We start from the raw sequence: 18,643 nt of genomic DNA on the forward strand, positions 1-18,643 counted from the left end.
ACCCATGTTTGCCCTTGAACCTGTTGAAAACCTGTGGATCGACACCGTCGCCGCCCGACTCGATCCGCTGGATCGCCTCGTCTACCGATCCAACCTCCTGGGCGCCGACTGGCGTGTGACCAATACGGGAGGCGGCAATACTTCTTCCAAGCTCCTCGAGAAGGACCCGCTGACGGGCGAGCCGGTCGAGGTGCTGTGGGTGAAAGGGTCCGGCGGCGACCTTCGAACGGCCCGGCGCGAGCACTTCGCCTCGCTTTACATGGACCGGTTGCGAGCGTTGCAGGACCTCTATGCCGCATATCCGGAGCGCGGCCCCAAAACGCCGGCCGAGGATGCCATGGTGGAAAGGTACCCCCACACCACGTTCAACCTGAACCCGCGTGTGCCGAGCATCGACACCCCGCTGCACGCCTTCGTGCCCTACCGGCACGTCGACCATACGCACCCGGTGGCGTGCATTGCCCTGGCCACGGCCCGCGACGGGGAACGCCTCACGCGCGAAATCTACGGCGACGAGGTGATCTGGACCGACTGGCAGCGGCCCGGCTTTGAACTCGGGCTGACCTTGCAACGCATCTGCCGGGAGCACCCGCGAGCCAGGGGCGTGCTTCTGGGCGGGCACGGCCTGATCAACTGGGCCGATGACGACCGGGCGTGCTACCATCTGACGCTCGAGTTGATCAACCGTGCCGTAGCCTACCTGGCTCCCCATCTCAAGGAGCGTCCCCTGTTCGGCGATGTTCGTTATCCGGCGCTGCCGGAGCAGGCACGAGAGCACCTGTCGGATTCGCTCCTGCCCTGGTTGCGCGGCCGCCTTAGCCGAACTCGGCGCGTCCTCGCCACCGTCGAGGCCGGGGACGATGCGCTGGCTTTCGTGGGTTCCCATGATGCGCCGCGCCTCGCAGAAATGGGCGCGTCCTGCCCCGACCACTTCCTCCGCACCCGCATCAAGCCCCTCTATGTAGACTGGAACCCGGAGCAAGAGGACGAAGCAGCCCTGCGCGAAAAGATCGTGGACGGCCTGGCAACGTATCGGGAAGACTACCGCGCCTACTACGAGCGGCGCCGCCGTCCGGACTCCCCGCCCATGCGCGGAGCCGACCCCTCCGTGTTCCTCATCCCGGGGATCGGAATCGTGGCCTGGGGCAAAAGCAAGAGCGAGAGCCGGGTAACCGCCGAGTTTTTCCGGGCCGCCATCGGGGTAATGGCCGGCGCCGAGGCGGTCTCCGAATACACGGCGTTGCCCCGTCAAGAAGCCTTCGATATCGAGTACTGGCAACTGGAGGAGGCCAAGCTGCGCAGGATGCCCCCCGAGAAGGAGCTCTCACGCCGCATCTTCGCCGTCGTCGGCGGAGGGAGCGGCATCGGCCGGGCGCTCGTGCGGCGGCTCGTCAGAGACGGCGGCGTCGTGGCCGTCCTTGACCGGGACGAGGCCGCCGCCCGCGACGTGGCCGAAGAGCAGTTGCAACGCCTTGGTAAAGGCATCGGCGTGGCGGGCACGGGCATCAGCAATTGCGGCGACCTGATCGCCCTGCCGTGCGACGTCACCGATCGGGCCTCCATCGACCGGGCCCTGCGCCAGGTCATGCTGGCCTATGGAGGCCTCGACGGCGTGGCCGTCACCGCCGGCCTATATGCCACGCCGGACGCCGAAGGTCGCAACGACGTGGACGGCTGGATGCGCAGTTTCTCCGTTAACACGCTCGGCCCCTATCTCGTGGCGGAGGAGGCTTCCCGAAGATGGCGCGAGCAGCAGCTCGATGCCGCCCTCGTCATTGCTACGAGCGTCAACGGTATCGTGGCCAAGCGGGGCAGCCTGGCCTACGATGCCAGTAAAGCTGCCGCCAATCATCTGGTGCGCGAGTTGGCCATCGCCCTGGCGCCCCGGGTGCGGGTCAACGGCGTCGCTCCCGCCACCGTCGTCGAGGGCAGCCGCATGTTTCCCCGGGATCGCGTCATGGCGTCGCTGCTGAAATATGGACTACCCTTCGACGAAGCCGAAGACACGGACACGCTGCGCGGCCGCCTGTCCGCCTTCTATGCCGAGAGGACCCTGCTCCAAGAACCCATCACCCCGGACGACCAGGCCGAAGCCTTCTTCTGCCTGCTCAGCAACCGCCTGAGCAAGACCACCGGCCAGATCCTCACCGTCGACGGCGGCCTCATCGAAGCGTTTCAGCGTTGAGACCTCTCGACGGCGACGCTTGTCGCTCCAAACCTGAACGCACTACTCATGCGACGACGCACTTTTATCCGACGGATGGGATGGACGGCCGGCACGCTGGCGCTGGCTCCGCGCAGCCTCTCCTTCCCCGAAAACCACTACCTGAACGACGTTCCCGAGAACTCCTTCCGGCCTCTCCTCGATGCCCTCCGGAAAGAGCCTCCCTGCCGGGCCGACGTTCGTGTAGAACGGGGCGCCCCGCGCCTCTTCCTCCAGGGTGAGGAGACGGCGCCGCTCTTCGGCCTGAGCACCTCGCTACTCGCCACCGTGGACAACTTTCGGCAGATGGGCATTCGCTTGCTGCAACCGCACCTCGGCCTCGCTTCCGCCTGGACCGGCCCCGGCCGGTACGACTTCACCCGGCTCGAAGCCTACCTGATACGCCTCCTCTCCCGCCATCCCGACGCCTACTTTTTCCCGCGCCTCCAGCTTCAAACCCCGATTTGGTGGAAAGAGGCCCACCCGGAAGAAACCATCGTCTATGGGCTCGACTACGACGAACGCTCATACGACGTCATTCGAAAGAAAAACCTGCCTCTGGCCGAAGGAGACCATCATTTCACCAACTTCTACGGGGAAGCATGGGAGGCCTCCTACGCCTCGGAGGTCTGGAAGCGGGACACGTCGGACATGCTCCGGGCCTTCGTTCATTTCATCGAGGAAAGCCCGCTCGTAAGCCGCGTCATGGGCTACTTTTTCGTCCACGGGAGAACGGAGGAATGGAACGTGCCGGGAGCCGACTGGCTGCCGGATTACAGCGCTCCGATGGTCCGGGAAGCCGGTCCCATCCCTTCTCCCCGGGAACGCCTGTACACCTGCTACGGGCTCCTCCGCGATCCCGCCCGGGAGGCCGGGGTGATCGACTTCTACCGGAGGTTTCACCTGATCCGCGCCCGTCTGGTGGCCGACCTGGCGGCGGCCATCAAGGACGCCATGGACGGGCGTGTGCTCTGCGGCACCTTCTTCACCTATCTGATGGAAGTGCCCCGCATCCAGGAGAGCGGCCATCTGGTCCCGCGGCCGGTGCTCGAAAGCCCTCATATCGACGTCATTGCCTGTCCGTACACCTATCAGGCCACGAACGATCCGGAGGCCGAGCGCTGGGAGAGCGACCTCTATGATGGAGCCGGCAACCGGCTCGGGCGCGCCCGAGGGGTAGGCGGCGACGGCGCGTTCCGGGTGATGACGGCCTCCCTCCGGAAGCACGGCAAACTCTTCGTCTCCGAAATCGACCCCAGCACCTACCTGGACACCGGTCGGAGCTGGCCCGGCATCGGAGGGTCCGGGCACGAGACAGAGGAAGGCACCCGACACATCCTGCGGCGCGACCTGGGACGAGCCTTCGCCGAAGGCGTCGGAGGATGGCTCTATGACTTCGGCCCTCATTACGCCGTAAAAAAAGGCTGGTACGGCGCCCCCCCCATCATCAAGACCGTCCGGGAGATGGTCGACCTGTTCGAAGCGCGGCGGCAATGCGACCTGGCTTCGCCGGCCGAGATCGCCCTCATAGCCGACCCCGAGAGCTTCTTTGCTACGCAGCACTGGCTGGCTGCCCGCCCCTGGCCGGGACAGGGCATCCGATATTCCGATTTTTTCAACCACTGGTTTCTCAACGCGCAGGCGCGCACGACCAACCGCGTGGGCAGCCCGCTGGACCTCCTCTTCCGCTTTGACCTGACGAAAGAAGCGTTGCTTCGCTATCGACTGCTCCTGGTCCCCAATGCTTTTATGCTCTCCGCGAAGGAAATCGACGACCTCCGTGCGATGCTTGCAGGCAGCGGGGTTACCGTCGTGTGGTATTACGCTCCGGGACTGCTCGGACCGGAAGGAGCGGACCCTACCCGGATGAGTCGGCTGACGGGCTTCACCTTCCAGCCGCTCGACGATCCCGGCCCGCTGCTGATCGACGTCGAACGACCGGACGGCGCCTCTTCCCGCTTCGGGGTCATGAGTCCGGCTTATTACCACCCCCGGTTCGCCGTATGCGACGAGGACATCGAAGTCCTGGGGCGGTGGACCACGCCTCGACGTCCCGCTCTCGCCCGCAAATCCATGGACGGGTGGACCTCGGTCTATGCCGGCGCCGCGCCGCTCCCTGCCGAGCTCCTGCGGCGGCTGGCATCCGACGCCGGCGCCCGCCTCTGGACGGATCGCCCGGCCATTGTGGCGGCTACACGCGGCTCCGCCATGCTCGTGGCCACCGAGGCCGGCCTCCACACGCTCTCGCTCCCCGTGCCCATGCGTGCCGAAGGCGCCGGCCCCCTTCGAACCGTGCATACCTTTCCCCTCAATTTCGGGGAGGTGAGGCTCTTCTCTGCCGCGACCTGATTCCCGACTCCCGAACCCGCCCGTATCCTTGCCGAATGTCCGGCCGTTCTCCACTCCGAAGTTCTCCCGCCAGAAACGCGCCATGACTGATCTGCTGAGCCTCCAGGACCGTGAGCCTCCGATGGGGGATGTCGCCGGGCATCAACCCTTCGCCTTCTGCCGCGCCCTGTGGACCCCTCCTTTGCCCGGCGAGGACGGCGCGCCGGAGCGTCGCATCATCCATGCCCGCGTCCTGCCGTTTCACGGTCTCGCGCGCCTGCGCCGGCTCGGCCTCCGCCCGGCCCGGGGTTATCACAAGTGCGGGAGCCATGCCGCCATCGACCACGTGACGGCCTTCCGGATGCTTCTGTGGGACGGCCGGGCCTGGCGCCTCCACCGCCACGTCCGCGACGTAGCGCCCGCGCCGGACGGAGGGGTGGTGTGGTTCGAGCTGGGAAACATCGAGACGCGGGCGGCCCTGGTGGAGATCCGCCGGTGCGCCGTCGATGGCTGGTGGCCGTCGTGGAACCTGGCTTCGGGGGGCCTCTTGCTCGAAGGGGAATTGTCCGACCCCCTGGCTCCGTGCCGCGAAACGCTGCTCACGGTTGAGCCGATACGGCCGGCGACCGACGCCGTGGGGTTGCGGAGGTCCCTGGAGGACGGAGCCGTACGTTTCCGTTCGGAATACCTTGACGTGGGTTTCTGCCTGAGCCGAGCCGGGTTTTCCCACCTGGCCCTCGGACCGCGCGCCGGCAGGACGGACGTGCTTCGGCGCCGTCCCGGCCTCTTCTTCCAGGGCCCGCAACTTCACCCGGTAGGCGCTCCCCCGGTCGTACAGCCGGCGCTCCGCCATCAGGTGACGGGCGTCACCCGGGTCGAGGGCAACCGGGTCGTCTACGAACTGACGCTTGGCGCCGACGCACAGCAGTATCGCCTGAGCTGGGAGATCTGGCCGGACCGGCTTGTGCTCGAGGCCGAGCGCTACGGAGCGCGTCCCATGCGGGCCTGGCGGTCGAGTGCCTGGACCCTGGGACTCGACTGCACCGTCACCCCGGCTCACGCCCTGAGCGCGCTCAGGCAAACGGGAGAGACGGGCCTGCTCCTCCTGCCCGCCTGGCTCCACTTTCCCGGCCACGGCAGCTTCCGCCTCGAAAGCACCGGCGACGACGTCCTGCTTCGGAGCGACGCCTTTCGCCCGCTCGACCTGACCACGCTGGAACTGAAACTGGGTGAGGAGCCGCAACCCGAGGGCGACTATCTCCTGCGCCCGGGACGCTTCCGGACGCGCCTTACCTGGCAGGTCGATGCGCCCGTTCCCCGGCTGCGCGAGGACGCGCCCGCCGAGATCGTCCGTGCCTTGCAACGATGCACCCTCACCGCCTTCACGTTTCGCGCCGATACGGGCACGCTCAGCAACAACGGCGCCTCCATCCATTGCCCCATCTGCATGGACGGCTGGTCCGCCGTGGCACGGAGCGCGGGCCGGCTCCTTCCCCACCTCGAAGCAATGGACCTCGTTCGATACTCCCTCGAACGCTGGCTCGACGGCGGCCCCGGCTATACCAGCGGGTATCTCGGTTATGCGGACCATAGGGCCGAAGACGAGTATCTGATGACCGGCGCCGCCTGCCTGCTCGGCCTGGCCGACCTGCTCGAACACGCCGGCACGCCGGGCTGGGTCAACCGGCGCCACGAGTCCCTGCGGCAACAACTGGCGGCCATGCGCGCGCGCGACCTCGACGGCGACGGTCTCGTCGAAAGCCCCTATCGCACCGGAGTGAGCGGCTCCGGTCAGTGGAGCACCTGCTGGTTCGACGTCGTGTCTTATGGGTGGAAGGATGCCTTCACCAATGCGCTTCTCTATCCGGCGCTCGTGCGCCTTGCCGCCCTCTTCCCACGACTGGGGGCCCCCGAACTGGCCCGAGGCCTCGAGGACTGGGCCGCCCGCCTTCGGGCAAGCTATGTCCCGACCTTCTACAACGAAACCACAGGCTGGCTGGCCGGATGGCGATGCGCCGAGAACCGGCTGCACGATTTTGCCTTCCTCCCCCCCAACGGCGCTGCCGTCTGTGGCGGCCTGCTCGACAACGAACTGGCCCGTGACGTGATCGCGCGCCTCTGGACCGAGACGCAACGGATCGGCCTGCCCGACGCCTCGCTCGGCCTGCCGGGAAACCTCCGGCCCATCCCCGACGAAGATCTGGCCGATATCATGCAGGGCTATCCGTTCGGGTTCTATCAGAACGGCGGGCGCACCCATGCCCAGAGCCGTCACTTCGTCGGAGCACTCTACCGGGTGGGAATGAACCGGGAGGCCGACCTCCTCCTCCGACGCCTGTGTGCGGGCCTTGCCGATGGCGCCGTCTTTGGGGGATGTCGCAGCGGCGTCGACTGGCGATACTGGGACGACCGGCCCTGCGGATACGAAGGCTTGCTCACCGACCAGTTCGGCATTCTGGCGACGGCGATGGAGGTTTTTGCTCCCGTCTGAAACGGGATCACAGGCTCTGCGGCGGCTGATAGGCCCCGCCGCTCCGTTCCCTGGCCTTCGCCCGGCGGTACCCCGTCTCCCGGAACGCGGCGACCGGATCCAGCGCCGCCCCCCGGCGGCGTCGCGCCTCGGCCACCAGCGGTCCCGCATCCGTCCGGAAGGCCGACATCAGCGCCTGCTCGGCCATCAGCACATCACACCCGTTCTGCGCTGCCTCCAGTGCCGACCGATCGACCAGCAGGGCCTGCGCATAGGCCCGCTGGAGGTTGTCTACGGTCTGCAACAGGGCCTCGATCGGATCCTTCACGTTGTGGCTCTGGTCGATCATGTAGGCCGGCGCAAACCCGTCTATCCGCTCATCTCGCGCCGCATCTACCAGTTCGTTAAAGACGAGAAAAAGCTGGTACGGTTTGATGGATCCGGCCGTCAGATCGTCGTCGCCGTATTTGGCGTCGTTGAAGTGGAAGCCGCCGAGCTTGCCGGCCGTGATGAGCCGGGCCACGACGAGTTCGATGTTGGTGTTCGGAAGATGATGTCCCAGGTCGACCAGGCAGAAGGCCCGTTCGCCGAGCGCCTGCGCCAGCATCAACGAAGAGCCCCAGTCCTGCACGACCGTCGCGTAGAAGGCCGGCTCGTAGGGCTTGTGCTCGGTGAAGAGACGCCAGCCCGACGGCAAGTGATCGTAGATCTTCCGGAGACCGTCGAGGGTCCGCTCGAAGCTTCGGCGCAAATGCATCTGCCCCGGATAATTGCTCCCGTCGGCAAGCCAGATCGTGAGCGCTTCCGAGCCGAGCGCCCGCCCCACCTCGATGACGTGCAGGTGGTGCGCCACCGCCTGTTCCCGCACGGCGGCCTCAGGATGCGCGAGAGAACCGAACTTGTAGGAAAACGGCTGGCCGGGCTGATCCTGGAAGGTGTTCGAGTTGACGGCGTCGAAGCCCAGGCCAAGGGCGTCGGCATGGCGGCGAAGGGCAGCGGGGTCCTCAGGCTCATCCCAGGGGATGTGCAGGGAAACGCGGGGCGTGGCCCCGGTGAGCCGGTGGATGACGGCGATGTCCTCCATCTTCTCATAGATGTCCCGGGGCTCGCCGGATACGGGAAAACGGCCGAAGCGCGTCCCGCCCGCCCCCAGCGCCCAAGACGGCGCCGCCACCTCGAAGGCTCCCACCTGCGTGAGGATCGCTTCGGCGTCCAGCCCTCGGCGGTGAAGCTGCCCGGCCAGGGTCTCCAGATCCTGCTCATGATCGCCGGACCGGGTTGCGTTCATCTTTTCAATGGTCTCCTGAACAGACATGGTCGTATTGCCTGAAATGAAACAGCAGGGTTCATCGGCCGAGGAAGCGGTCGCGCCCGGCCACCAGGGCCGCGATCTTTCGATCGACGACGGAGCGTTTGAGCATCCAGAAGCCGCAGTCGGGATGGACCCAGCGGATGCGGTCCGATCCGGCGGCCTGCGCCGCCCGATCGATGCGGGCCGCCACCTCGTCGGCGGTCTCCACATGGTTGACCTTGACGTCGATGACGCCGACGCCGAGGGCGATCCGGTCGTCGATATGGGCAAGGGCCGCCAGGTCTTCCGCCGGCCGGTGGGCCAGCTCCAGCACCAGATGATCGCATTCGAGACTGTTGAGGAAGTCCGTCAATGCCTGCCAGCGGCCCTGCTGGATCGTCTGCCCGCCGTAGTTGCCGAAGCAAAAATGCACGGCCCGCTCGACCTCCACCCGCCGAAGCACCCGGTTGATGGCCTCGGCGGCCAGCGGCGCATATTCGGGGCTGCCCGGGATGTTGGCCTCGTCCACCTGTACGCAGGCGCATGGGAGGCCGGACACCTGCGCCGCCAGCACGTCGGCCAGCGCCAGCGTCAACGCCTCGAAGTCACCATAGTGACGGTCGAGCAGGGTGCGGGCCAGCATGAAAGGACTCGTCAGGGTAAACTTGAACGGCCCCCCGGCCACGGCGGCGGAACGGGCGCAGGCCTCGGACAGGTCGAGCGTGCCTTCGTGCAGGGCCTCACGCACCACCCCGGCGGGTTTCCGGCGAAAGGCCATCTCGGCACGGGCGCGAAACGCCGCCGCATCGGTGCGCCCCACGGCCGTCTCGATGCCTCCGATGCGGCGGACGAAATAGTCGATCATCCCGTTCGTGTCGGGATGGTCGGGATCGAAGCGATACAGTTCTCCGTCGGTTGGCAGGTCGATACCGGCCCGACGCTGCGTGCCGATGACCACGGCCGTGGCGTCGATGACCGTCTGCTCGCCCGGCCAGGCCTGCATCCATTCGAGGGGAGCATACGACCCCACGGTCGTCGTCAGGATCTCCGGCGCGCGGGGCAACGTCTGTCCGGGCAGGCGTGGGAAAGCGGTGTCTGGGGTCATGGTGCGTTCGTATGGGTTCGAAGATCAGGAAAAATCTCAGGCGGTGGCTTCCTCTTCCGCAAGGGCCTCGAGCACGAAGCGCCGGAAGGATTTCTGGAACGTGTTGGCGAGTGTGTCGCCGGGCGCCACGAGCACCCCCCATCCGCCCCGCGTGGGATTGATCGGCACCTCAAGCGGCACCTGGTTCTCGCACATGTAGCGATCCTCCTCCAGCACCTTCGTCGAGAAGGAAAGCTGTTCTTCCAGCCTGGGCCCCAGGAAGCCTTCCGGCTGGGCCATTGCCCAGAAGACGGTGCACGTCTCGCGGGTGTTTGGACTGGGGATGTGCACGAGCATCCGCTCGTCCCCATCCTCGAAAGTCTGCCGGATGGTGGTGAAGTTGGGCAGGTAGCAGCGCTGGCGGCGAAAGTGGGCACGCTGGAGCTTCGAGGGGGTGACGCCGGGCGCTCGCAGGGCCGGGAACGGGGCCTCCATCCGGAAGCCGTCCGCCAGCCGGGTGATCTTCAGCTCGGGCAGGACCGTGTCTGCGGCGGCTCCGAGCGTGGTCCGGTGTGCAAAGGCGAAGTGGGTCATGTCCAGGTAGTTTTCGATCTCGCGCCGGAAGCCACACCGGAACGGCATGGGTTCGGCCACCAGGTACTGCCAGCCGCCGTTTCCTTCGAACTCGGGAACGTCGGGCAGCGGGGCAGCCTCCTCGTCGTCGAGGCGGACCCAGATGATACCGTAGCGTTCCTGCACGGCGAAGGTGTCCAGCGAGGCCCGGTCGAGGAGGTGTCGGGGCGGGTCGGGCAACGAGGGCACGCCAGTGCAGCGTCCATCCCGTGCGAAGCGCCAGCCGTGGTAGGCACAGACCAGCTCGCCGCGCTCCATGTAGGCACAGCTCAGGCGCATCCCCTTGTGGGGGCAGGCGTCGCGGGTGGCCAGCAGGCCGTCTTCGAACCGGGCCACGGCCAGCTCCTCGTCGAGCAGGGTGTAGCGCAGCGCCCGGCCCACCGGAAGGTCGCGCGACAGCCCTACCGGCTGCCACGTCTTGCGCATCGCCCGAAACGGCAGGTCTTCGCTCAACTGCATGGCGGATCAAAGGTTAAGTGGTTGAACGGTGGCTTTCACGGTCGGCAGGGGTCACAGCCGCTCCAGATGCAACCCGCCATCGACCATGACGACCTGTCCGGTCGAATACGGCAGGTCGCCCCGGACGAGCATGGCCACGGCGCGGCCGACATCTCCGGGTTCTCCCCAACGCGGCTGCACCAGCAGCCCCTCGGCGATGAGGCGGTCGTATTTCTCCCGTACGGCGGCGGTCATGTCACTCCGGATGATGCCGGGGCGCACTTCGTAGACGGGAATGCCGTAGGGGCCCAGCCGCACCGCCCACAGACGCGTCGCCATGGCCAGGCCCGCCTTCGAGACGCAGTACTCGCCCCGTTCCACCGAGATCGCCGTGGCCGAGACGGAGCCGATGTTGACGACGACGCCGCGGTAGGCAGGGTCGGCCTTGCGCTGCACGATCATCCACCGGGCGACGGCCTGCGTAAGGAAATAGGGTCCCTTGAGGTTCACATCCAGGACGCGGTCGAAGCTATCCTCGGTAGCCTCGAGCAGGTCGCGCCGATCCACCGGAGCGACGCCGGCGTTGTTGACCAACACGTGCAACCGCCCAAGGGCACGGGCGGCTGCGACGACGGCCTCCCGCCCCGTCCTCGTCCCCACGTCGGCCGAGACGTATGCGACCGCGCCCCCCATGGCCCGCAACCGCTCGAGCGGCTCGGCGACCGCCCCTTCGGGACGCCGACCGCACAGGAGCAGGTCGCAGCCCTCCCGGGCCAGTGCTTCGGCGATCCCCAGGCCAATGCCGGAGGCTCCGCCGGTGATCAGGGCAAGTCGTTTCATGCAATTCTCATCTCAGACAGGGGAAAGAGACACGACGTTTTACGGGGCCAGAGGGGGTATATCGACCCAGGCGCGTCGCTGCCATGAAGCCAGGCCCAGTTCGGCCAGTTGCACCCCCCGGGCCCCGGCCAACAGGTCGTAGGGGAACGGTTCGTCCTTCACCACATGACGGAGAAAGAGCTCCCACTGCGCCTTGAAGGCGTTGTCGTACGTCCGCTGATCGGGCACCTCCAGCCATCCGTCGAAGAAGTCGATCGGCTGCGGCACGTCCGGATTCCAGGCGGGTCGGGGCGTATTGCCGTAGGCCTGCGTCCAGCACCGGCGCAGGCCCGCCACCGCCGAGCCCTTCGTGCCGTCGACCTGGATCGTGAGGAGGTCGTCGCGCCGAACGCGGACACACCATGAACTGTTGAAATGGGCGACGATGCCGCCTTCCAGTTCGAACGTGGCATAGGCGCTGTCGTCGGCCGTGACGGGATAGGGGCGGCCCTGCTCGTCCCATCGTTGCGGCAGGTGGGTGGCCCCCAGGCACGAGACGGCCCGCACGGGGCCGAAGAGATCCTCGAGCACGTAGCGCCAGTGGCAGAGCATGTCCAGGATGATGCCTCCGCCCTCCTCCTTCCGGTAGTTCCAGGACGGCCGCTGGGCCGGAACGGCGTCGCCCTCAAAGACCCAGTAGCCGAATTCGCCCCGCACGGAAAGGATGCGCCCAAAGAATCCGGTGTCGCGAAGCATACGGAGCTTCATGAGACCGGGCAGCCATAGCTTGTCCTGCACCACGCCATGCTTGATGCCTGCATCCCGGGCAGCCTCGTAGAGGGCCAGCGCTTCGGCGGTGGTCAAGGCCGTCGGTTTCTCGCAGTAAACATGCTTGCCGAGCCCGATGGCCTTGCGCACCCCTTCGACCCGCCGGTTCGTGGTCTGGGCATCGAAATAGACGGGATAGGCGGGGTCCTCCAGCGCCGCCTCGACATCCGTCGTCCATTTCTCGAGACCGGAGATCTCGGCCAGCCGCGCCAGCTTGACCGGGTTGCGCCCCACCAGAATCGGATCGGGAAGGATAACCTCTTCGTCGTTCAGACGGACGCCCCCCTGATCGCGAATGGCTTTGACGGACCGAAGGAGATGCTGGTTCGTGCCCATCCGCCCGGTAACCCCGTTCATCACGATGCCCACCCGGTGCATGACGGCAGCCCCCTCCGGGGACGCCTGCCGGGGCGTATGCGTTTCAGGCCTGTCGTTTTTTTGCCGTGCCATGACGTTTCCCCTCAGGTATGGGCAAGATACGCGCGTTTGATTTTTTCCAGGAATTCGTGCTGGTCCTCCTGCCAGTAGGTCTTCGAGAAGATCTCGACTTCATAATGACCCTCGAAGCCCGCCTCCTCCATCCATCCACGGATCCGGCGAAGCGGAATGCACCCCTCTCCCATCAGGCCGCGATCGAGGAGCAGGTGTGTGGTCGGCGTTTTCCAATCACAGATGTGGAAGGCGAAGAGCCGGTTGTTCCGACCACTGCGGGCGATCTCCTTTCGGAGCTCGGGGTCCCACCAGAGGTGATAGACGTCCACGACGACGCCGAGGCCCGGTGTGTCGAGCGTCTCGGCCAGGTCGTTGGCCTGCCGGAGGGTGTTGATGGCCGAGCGGCTGTCGGCATAGACCGGGTGCAGGGCCTCGATGCCCAGCCGCACCCCGGCTGCCTCGGCATAAGGCACGATGTGCTCCAGCCCCTGCCGGATCTGCGCCCGCGACGTCTCGAGAGGCTGCCCCGGCACGGCTCCGCAGACGAGCACCACCAGCGGCGCCCCCAGCGTGGCGGCTTCCTCGATGATCCGGACGTTCTCCGCAATGGCCGCACGGCGGGCAGCCGACGAAACCCCCGCAAAGAAGCCGCCCCGAACATAGGATACGATCTCCAGACCATGATCTTCCAGGATGCGGCGCGCCGCTGCCGGCCCGTGCCCGGCTACGGACTCGCGCCAGACGGTGATGGCGGGGACACCGGCCCGTTCATAGGCTGAAGCCGCCTCGGGCAGGTTCCACGGACTCGTGGTTTCGGTATGAATACAGAGCCGGGACAGATCGCTCAGAGGCGGCGGCAACCGTTCCCGTACCTCGGCGCCGGTCCGCTCGTCGAACGGGGCCGACGGCATCGATCGGGATCTTGGCATAGGCTATCCGAAAAAGGTGTAATAGGATTCTCCCCGCGCCAGTCGTTGCACGTAGAGGGCCAGTTCACGGAGGTGGTAATCTCCCCACATCGTGGCCTCGCAACAGGCTACCTGACGGCCGGGCGGCACGTGATCCCACCGGTTGGGCCAGTGATAGACGGCATGCAGCAACAGACCATGATGTGCGTCGTCCCTGCTCAGATAGGGGACCTCGAGCAACGTGGCCAGCACCCGAAGGCCGGCGGCCCGATAGCGCGCGCCGTCCGCCCCGTGACCGTCGAGGTAATGCCCCAGACGCAACAGCCCCTGCGCGGCGACGGCCGCTGCCGAACTGTCCACCGGCTCGTACGGATTGAAGGGATCCGCCGGGCGGCTCCGGTAGTCCCCCAGGTGGATCAGTCCCGGCGCGCCCGTGTCCCAGTACGGCACCCCACAGGCGGGCGTCTCTTCGATGTAGAAATCACACGTGACGCAGGCCGCGCGCCGCAACAGAGCGACGAGACCCTCCCATCCCTCCGGGGGAGCCGGCTCCTCGTCCGGCAGCGTATCGAGGAACTCGAGTTGCTCGGCGAACCCCAGCATGATCCACGAAAGCCCGCGCGTCCACGTGGTGTAAGGCGCGTATCCCTGCTGGGTGCTCGGACACCGGTAACTGCCGTCCTTCAGGTTGAAGATGCTCTCGTGGGCGACGCGCCCCGGCACGTCATAGCCGTCCCGCCCCTCGCCATAATAGACGTTGAAGCGAGCCGTCGTGCGCAGGTGACGCACCATCCGCTCCAGAAGAGAGATGCGAGCGTCCTGCTCCCCCATCAGAACATGGCCCAGCCGGTGCGCCAGCGCCAGTGCCCGCATTGAACGGATCGTGTCCGCGAAGAGCGAATGCGGCCCATTAAAGGAATAGACATACCCGTATCCCTCCGCCAACTCCGTCCAACGGGCAGCCTGCACGGCTCCGGAAGCTTTGAGCGCCAGTTCGTAAAAAGCCCGTTCCCAGGAAGATTCCGGGATGCGTCCCTCATTCATCAGGCGGCGCAAGGCCCCGTAAGTGCTCACGTTGTTGAAGCCGTGATCGTGCACGCCCGTATGCGTGACGTGTGAGGCCATGTGAGCCAGCGTCTTCCGCCGCCCCAGTTCCAGAAAAGATCGATCTCCCGTGGCATCGAACTGCAGAAGCGCAGACCCGAACCGAAACCCCTGCGTCCAGTCGGTCCAGCCCCGGGCCATGTAACGTCCCTCCACGGTGAAAACGGGCGCCCCCCGGGCCGACTTGAAGTCGCTTTCAATGGCCAGGATCTTCGCCGCCGAAACCTCCCACATCCTCTCGATGGCCGGCAAAAGAGCCTCAGGGGACAATGTGTGTTTGAGATTGATCACGAAAAATCGGATTGGCAAATGAGATCGGGAAAGTAGGCAATCATACCGAGAAAACTCCCCGTTGCCCGCGGCATCGGGTGTTCCCGGGTCGGCGCGAGCTACAGCAACCGGAGAAACTTTGTCCCCCGCAGCGGCTCCCCGCTGCGACTGGTGATCGTCGGAGAGAGCGGGTGTTCCATCTTGTCGTCTGCGGCATAGGTGATCCCCTCAGGAATATAAATCGTGACAATGGCCCGGCGGGTATGGGCGGTCGTGTTGGGACGGGTATAGTGGAACGTGAGGCCATGATGCCAGGTGCAGTCGCCCGCCCGGAGTTCGACGGGCACGGGGTTCCACTTCGCGCGCAGGGACTCGGGGATCATGTCGATGAGGCCGGGTCCCTCACCGGCGAAAGAGACCGGGGCAAACTCTCCCCAGCGATGCGAGCCGGGGATGAACTGCATGGCTCCCCGGTCGATGGTAACGTCGTCGAGAGCCATCCAGCAGGAGATCATGCCGGGTTCTTTCGAGGGCCAGTAGGGCTGATCCTGGTGCCAGGGAGAAGGAGCGCTGGGGCCGGGCGGTTTGACGAGCGCCTGATCGTGAAAAAGATGAATCGAGGGGCTGCCGGTCAGACGGGCGGCCATGCGGGCCAGACGCGGGCTGGTCGAATAGGCATGAAAGACGTCGTCGTGCTCCCACAGATTGAGCATCTGGAGGATTTTGTTGCCCTCGCCGGCCAAGTCGCGGCTGAACGCCTGCTTTGCCGCCGTCGCCCGCTCCAGCGCGCCCCGCAAGGCTTCGACCTCCTCCCTGGAGAGCACGCCGTCGAAACGCACATATCCGTTTTCTCGGAAGAAGGCGACCTGCTCGTCGGTCACTTCGTAGGGTCGTCGAAAAAGAGCCGTATCGGTGTCGGTATTCATGGCAAACCGGGGTATGGATGAAACATCAGCGTGGATAGACGAAGGTGAGGTCAAAGATGAGGCTCCCTGCAAGTCCCTGAAGGGTCCAACGGCGTCCGAGGTCGTCCGAGGCGAAGAGCCCTTCTTCGAGGGTGGCCGCGAGGATCCGGCCGGGCGTGGCGGCATCGAAGACCACCTCATAGAAATCATCGGTGGGGAGCGTGCGGCCGCGGCGGGACCAGGTGCGCCCGCCGTCCGTCGAGACGAGCACCCCGGTGTCCCACCCGGCGGCCGCCATGCGTCGGCCGTCGTGCGGATCGATGGCGACGCCGTGGATACTGTGGTCGGCCCATTCGGCGGGGCCGGGCTGCCAGGTGCGCCCGCCGTCCGTCGAGCGATAGAGGCCGTGCCGGTACGTGCCGGCGAGCCAGACCTCCGGCTCGGAGCGGCTCTGCTGCAGGTCGAGCACCTCGATCCCGGGCAGGCCGACGCGAAGCCACAGGCGCCCGCCATCGGTCGAGACGTAAATACCGTCATCGGTGCCGGCCAGCACGCGGTACGCCGTCGTGCGGTCCGCCTCGATGGTTTCGGTGTAGGTCTTGCCCCCAGGAATGCCGTTGTTGGCCTCCTGCCAGCGCTCTCCCCCGTCCTCCGAGCGCCAGATGCCGTAGGCGGTGCCGGCATAGACGAAGCCGTCGGCATGCGCATCGACGGACACGTCTTGCACCTCCGTGACACGCCAGTCCGTGGTGATGCGCCAGTTCCGTCCTCCGTCGAAGGAACGAAGGACCCCGTTCCCGGCAGCGACGAAGAGCGTCTCGGGCCGAGCCGGATCATAACTCAGGGCATTGACGCGCGGATTGTTGGGGCCCAGATGCACCCACTGCCCGTCCGGCGCGCGCCGAAGGAGACCGCTCTCGGCCAGGGCCCCCCCGACGACGTAGCCTTTCGAGAGGATGTATCCGGCATAAAGGACCGGATCGGCGGCAGTGGACTGAGCCGCCGCCCGCTCCGGCGACACGACGGAGAGGAAGACCAGGCCGAGGACAGCAGGGAGCGCTCGCATCATTGCATACCGGAAGCTTGCCGGTTCTCGGTGGAATCATCCACCCATTCCCGAATCGTGAGTGTGTTGAAATCGAGCAGGCGGTGCATGGGACCGTAACGCAACTCGAGACGACGACTGCCCTTCTCGGCCCGGAGGAAAGGACCGTCGAAGAGGGGCCATCGGTCGTAGTCTACCGGTTCTCCGTCGAGGCGGGGCGTCCGACCGTAGGTAAACGTCAGCGTGGCCCCGCGCAGCGTGGTAAAGCGCACCGACGGCCGCGGCTCGGTCCGAACCGTTAGCGGCAAAGCCCGCACGGCCTCCCGGAACGCCTCCATCGACGCGTAGGCCCGCGCGGGCGCCACCTGCACCACAAGGCCGTTCTTCAGATGAGGGCTCACGAGCCGACGGTGCTTTCGATGCGCATCCCAGACGTCGGACTGCTCTTCCCAGCGGAAGGGCGCCAGCGGATACACGGCGATGAGCGCGTCTCCTCCCCGTGCGAATATCCAGCCGGAACGATCCTCCTTCAGGTCCCGAAGATCTCCTGAGAAGAAGGCGTTGACGTGCGGGAAACGCGTGCCGGGCGGAATGTCGTAGAGCGCGATCAGCGCATCTTCATGCTGGAAGACCTGCTCATAGGGCGATCCGCCGGTGAGCTTGTCCGGGGAGTCGTACGCTTTCTTGGAGCGGACGACGATCTCGGTGATGAACTCCTGCAATTCCGCGAAATACATACCCAGTTCTACGGGAGACGAGTACGGATGAAGTGAGAAAAGGGTATTGCGCGCTTCGCGGGGATCGTCCACCCGCCAGACCAGGCTCCAGGTCTGTTGCTGGATGGGCTGGAGCAACCCGCCCTGCGTCGAGCCGAGGACATATTCGGGCCGCATATAGGTATATTTGTAAACGGGCGCATTGCGCACCCGGCTGTAGCGTATGCGATGGCGGGTGCGTTTTCGCTCCCGGTGTACGTAGGGCTTGCTGCGGTCGGTAGCGATGAAATGCAGGATGGCCGGGGGGACATAGCCGCTCAGAGCCAGAATCAGGGTTTCGCCGGTGGGCTGGAACGGGACGTTGCCGAAGAGCAACCATGAGGTCGGAGCGCCGCCCGGGGCCTTGAACGGGCGGATCACTTCACGCTCATAGATTCGGCTGTGCGCTCCACCCGGTAGCCCCCCCAGACTCTCGGCGGCGAAATCGGCCAGCAGGTAGTCCAGCATCATGCGGGCACGCCGGCGCATGGCCGGGTCCTGAGCGTAGGCATAGAGCAACGCCATCGGTGCGAGATAGACGCGGAGGTAGTGCGGCGAGTCATACTCTCCCTGCCCAATGCTTGTCGTCAGGTCCATCCACGAGATCAGATACGAGCGAGCCTCCTCCATATTTTCCTGCGAACTCTTTCCCGTGAACCAGGTCGTGTCCGGTTCCCCCGGGTACATCTGCGCTGCAAGGTAGAGGGAGGTATAATAAAGGGCCCAGTGGTTCTCGGTGTCGCCCCGGTAGGGCGTATAGCTACGCCACAGCTCGCGCATCTTGCGGCGGGTCGTTTCGGGAAAGGTTCCACGGTCATTGTACATGACCATGACGAAGGGATACATCCAGAACATATCTCCGCGCGGGTGGGCCATGAGCGAGTCCATCCGGCGGGTGCACCAGGTCCCGCAGGCGCCCCGGTAGAGGCGGGCCGCCAGGTCGAAGTAGCCGCCCCGGCCCGGATCGTCGTCCGGGATACGGGTGGCGAAGTATTCGATGAGCGAGTCGCGGCGGGCCTCGTAGGCGCGGGCGAGATCGCCCGGCGTCGCAGTCTGGCGAGCCTGAACGGCCAAGCCTGGGCTGAAGACCAGCAAGAGCAACACCGAAAGAAGCAGTCGCGCCATCATCA

The 18,643-nt window shown here is 66.0% G+C and carries 13 protein-coding genes; 3 read left to right on the top strand and 10 right to left on the bottom strand.

Features of this window, described 5'->3' with window-relative positions; translation table 11 throughout:
* Positions 1-4: 4 nt before the first annotated feature.
* The 3 genes from AC1HIY_RS06595 to AC1HIY_RS06605 all read left to right on the top strand — a co-directional run bounded on the left by AC1HIY_RS06595 (position 5) and on the right by AC1HIY_RS06605 (position 7,022).
* Entirely contained in the window at positions 5-2,185 is a 2,181-nt protein-coding gene (locus AC1HIY_RS06595; protein ID WP_479575926.1) for a bifunctional rhamnulose-1-phosphate aldolase/short-chain dehydrogenase, read from the top strand.
* Positions 2,186-2,233: 48 nt separating this feature from the next.
* Positions 2,234-4,552 carry a type 1 glutamine amidotransferase family protein gene (locus tag AC1HIY_RS06600; protein ID WP_479575927.1) on the top strand — a complete coding sequence of 773 codons (2,319 nt, stop codon included), beginning with the start codon at positions 2,234-2,236 and terminating at the stop codon, positions 4,550-4,552.
* 82 nt (positions 4,553-4,634) lie between these two features.
* Entirely contained in the window at positions 4,635-7,022 is a 2,388-nt protein-coding gene (locus AC1HIY_RS06605) for a glucosidase family protein (protein ID WP_479575928.1), read from the top strand.
* A gap of 7 nt (positions 7,023-7,029) precedes the next feature.
* On the opposite strand, the gene AC1HIY_RS06610 is transcribed toward AC1HIY_RS06605, so the two are convergent.
* From AC1HIY_RS06610 to AC1HIY_RS06655, 10 genes are all read right to left on the bottom strand, one after another.
* Entirely contained in the window at positions 7,030-8,316 is a 1,287-nt protein-coding gene (locus tag AC1HIY_RS06610) for a sugar isomerase (protein WP_479575929.1), read from the bottom strand.
* 31 nt (positions 8,317-8,347) lie between these two features.
* Positions 8,348-9,397, bottom strand: a complete 1,050-nt coding sequence (locus AC1HIY_RS06615) for a cobalamin-independent methionine synthase II family protein (RefSeq protein ID WP_479575930.1) — start codon at positions 9,395-9,397, stop codon at positions 8,348-8,350.
* A 36-nt stretch (positions 9,398-9,433) separates the two neighbouring features.
* Positions 9,434-10,468, bottom strand: coding sequence for a Rieske 2Fe-2S domain-containing protein (locus tag AC1HIY_RS06620; protein ID WP_479575931.1), 1,035 nt, complete (start codon positions 10,466-10,468; stop codon positions 9,434-9,436).
* A 51-nt stretch (positions 10,469-10,519) separates the two neighbouring features.
* Positions 10,520-11,287, bottom strand: a complete 768-nt coding sequence (locus AC1HIY_RS06625) for a 3-ketoacyl-ACP reductase (RefSeq protein WP_479575932.1) — start codon at positions 11,285-11,287, stop codon at positions 10,520-10,522.
* Positions 11,288-11,326: 39 nt separating this feature from the next.
* On the bottom strand, positions 11,327-12,472 hold the full coding sequence (locus AC1HIY_RS06630; RefSeq protein WP_479575953.1) for a Gfo/Idh/MocA family protein: 1,146 nt from the start codon (positions 12,470-12,472) through the stop codon (positions 11,327-11,329).
* An 83-nt stretch (positions 12,473-12,555) separates the two neighbouring features.
* The gene (locus AC1HIY_RS06635; RefSeq protein ID WP_479575933.1) at positions 12,556-13,437 is read right to left on the bottom strand and encodes a sugar phosphate isomerase/epimerase family protein; all 882 of its coding nucleotides are present in this window, start codon (positions 13,435-13,437) and stop codon (positions 12,556-12,558) included.
* Between the two features lie 21 nt (positions 13,438-13,458).
* Positions 13,459-14,829 carry a glycosyl hydrolase gene (locus AC1HIY_RS06640; protein WP_479575934.1) on the bottom strand — a complete coding sequence of 457 codons (1,371 nt, stop codon included), beginning with the start codon at positions 14,827-14,829 and terminating at the stop codon, positions 13,459-13,461.
* Positions 14,830-14,927: 98 nt separating this feature from the next.
* On the bottom strand, positions 14,928-15,734 hold the full coding sequence (locus tag AC1HIY_RS06645) for a phytanoyl-CoA dioxygenase family protein (RefSeq protein ID WP_479575935.1): 807 nt from the start codon (positions 15,732-15,734) through the stop codon (positions 14,928-14,930).
* A gap of 25 nt (positions 15,735-15,759) precedes the next feature.
* Complete coding sequence (locus AC1HIY_RS06650) at positions 15,760-16,782, bottom strand: WD40/YVTN/BNR-like repeat-containing protein (protein ID WP_479575936.1); 1,023 nt, start codon at positions 16,780-16,782, stop codon at positions 15,760-15,762.
* Positions 16,779-18,638: a hypothetical protein gene (locus tag AC1HIY_RS06655; protein WP_479575937.1), complete on the bottom strand. Its 1,860-nt coding sequence runs from the start codon at positions 18,636-18,638 to the stop codon at positions 16,779-16,781. Before AC1HIY_RS06655 ends, AC1HIY_RS06650 begins: the two co-directional genes overlap by 4 nt.
* Positions 18,639-18,643 lie beyond the last annotated feature (5 nt).

Source organism: Rhodocaloribacter sp. (assembly GCF_056451265.1).

Bases quoted from the DNA above. Each gene is read 5' to 3' on its own strand.
- AC1HIY_RS06645 (WP_479575935.1), bottom strand. From the start codon at position 15,734: ATGAATACCGACACCGATACGGCTCTTTTTCGACGACCCTACGAAGTG.
- AC1HIY_RS06650 (WP_479575936.1), bottom strand. From the start codon at position 16,782: ATGATGCGAGCGCTCCCTGCTGTCCTCGGCCTGGTCTTCCTCTCCGTC.
- AC1HIY_RS06620 (WP_479575931.1), bottom strand. From the start codon at position 10,468: ATGCAGTTGAGCGAAGACCTGCCGTTTCGGGCGATGCGCAAGACGTGG.
- AC1HIY_RS06595 (WP_479575926.1), top strand. From the start codon at position 5: ATGTTTGCCCTTGAACCTGTTGAAAACCTGTGGATCGACACCGTCGCC.
- AC1HIY_RS06625 (WP_479575932.1), bottom strand. From the start codon at position 11,287: ATGAAACGACTTGCCCTGATCACCGGCGGAGCCTCCGGCATTGGCCTG.
- AC1HIY_RS06630 (WP_479575953.1), bottom strand. From the start codon at position 12,472: ATGCACCGGGTGGGCATCGTGATGAACGGGGTTACCGGGCGGATGGGC.
- AC1HIY_RS06615 (WP_479575930.1), bottom strand. From the start codon at position 9,397: ATGACCCCAGACACCGCTTTCCCACGCCTGCCCGGACAGACGTTGCCC.
- AC1HIY_RS06600 (WP_479575927.1), top strand. From the start codon at position 2,234: ATGCGACGACGCACTTTTATCCGACGGATGGGATGGACGGCCGGCACG.
- AC1HIY_RS06655 (WP_479575937.1), bottom strand. From the start codon at position 18,638: ATGGCGCGACTGCTTCTTTCGGTGTTGCTCTTGCTGGTCTTCAGCCCA.
- AC1HIY_RS06610 (WP_479575929.1), bottom strand. From the start codon at position 8,316: ATGTCTGTTCAGGAGACCATTGAAAAGATGAACGCAACCCGGTCCGGC.
- AC1HIY_RS06605 (WP_479575928.1), top strand. From the start codon at position 4,635: ATGACTGATCTGCTGAGCCTCCAGGACCGTGAGCCTCCGATGGGGGAT.
- AC1HIY_RS06635 (WP_479575933.1), bottom strand. From the start codon at position 13,437: ATGCCGTCGGCCCCGTTCGACGAGCGGACCGGCGCCGAGGTACGGGAA.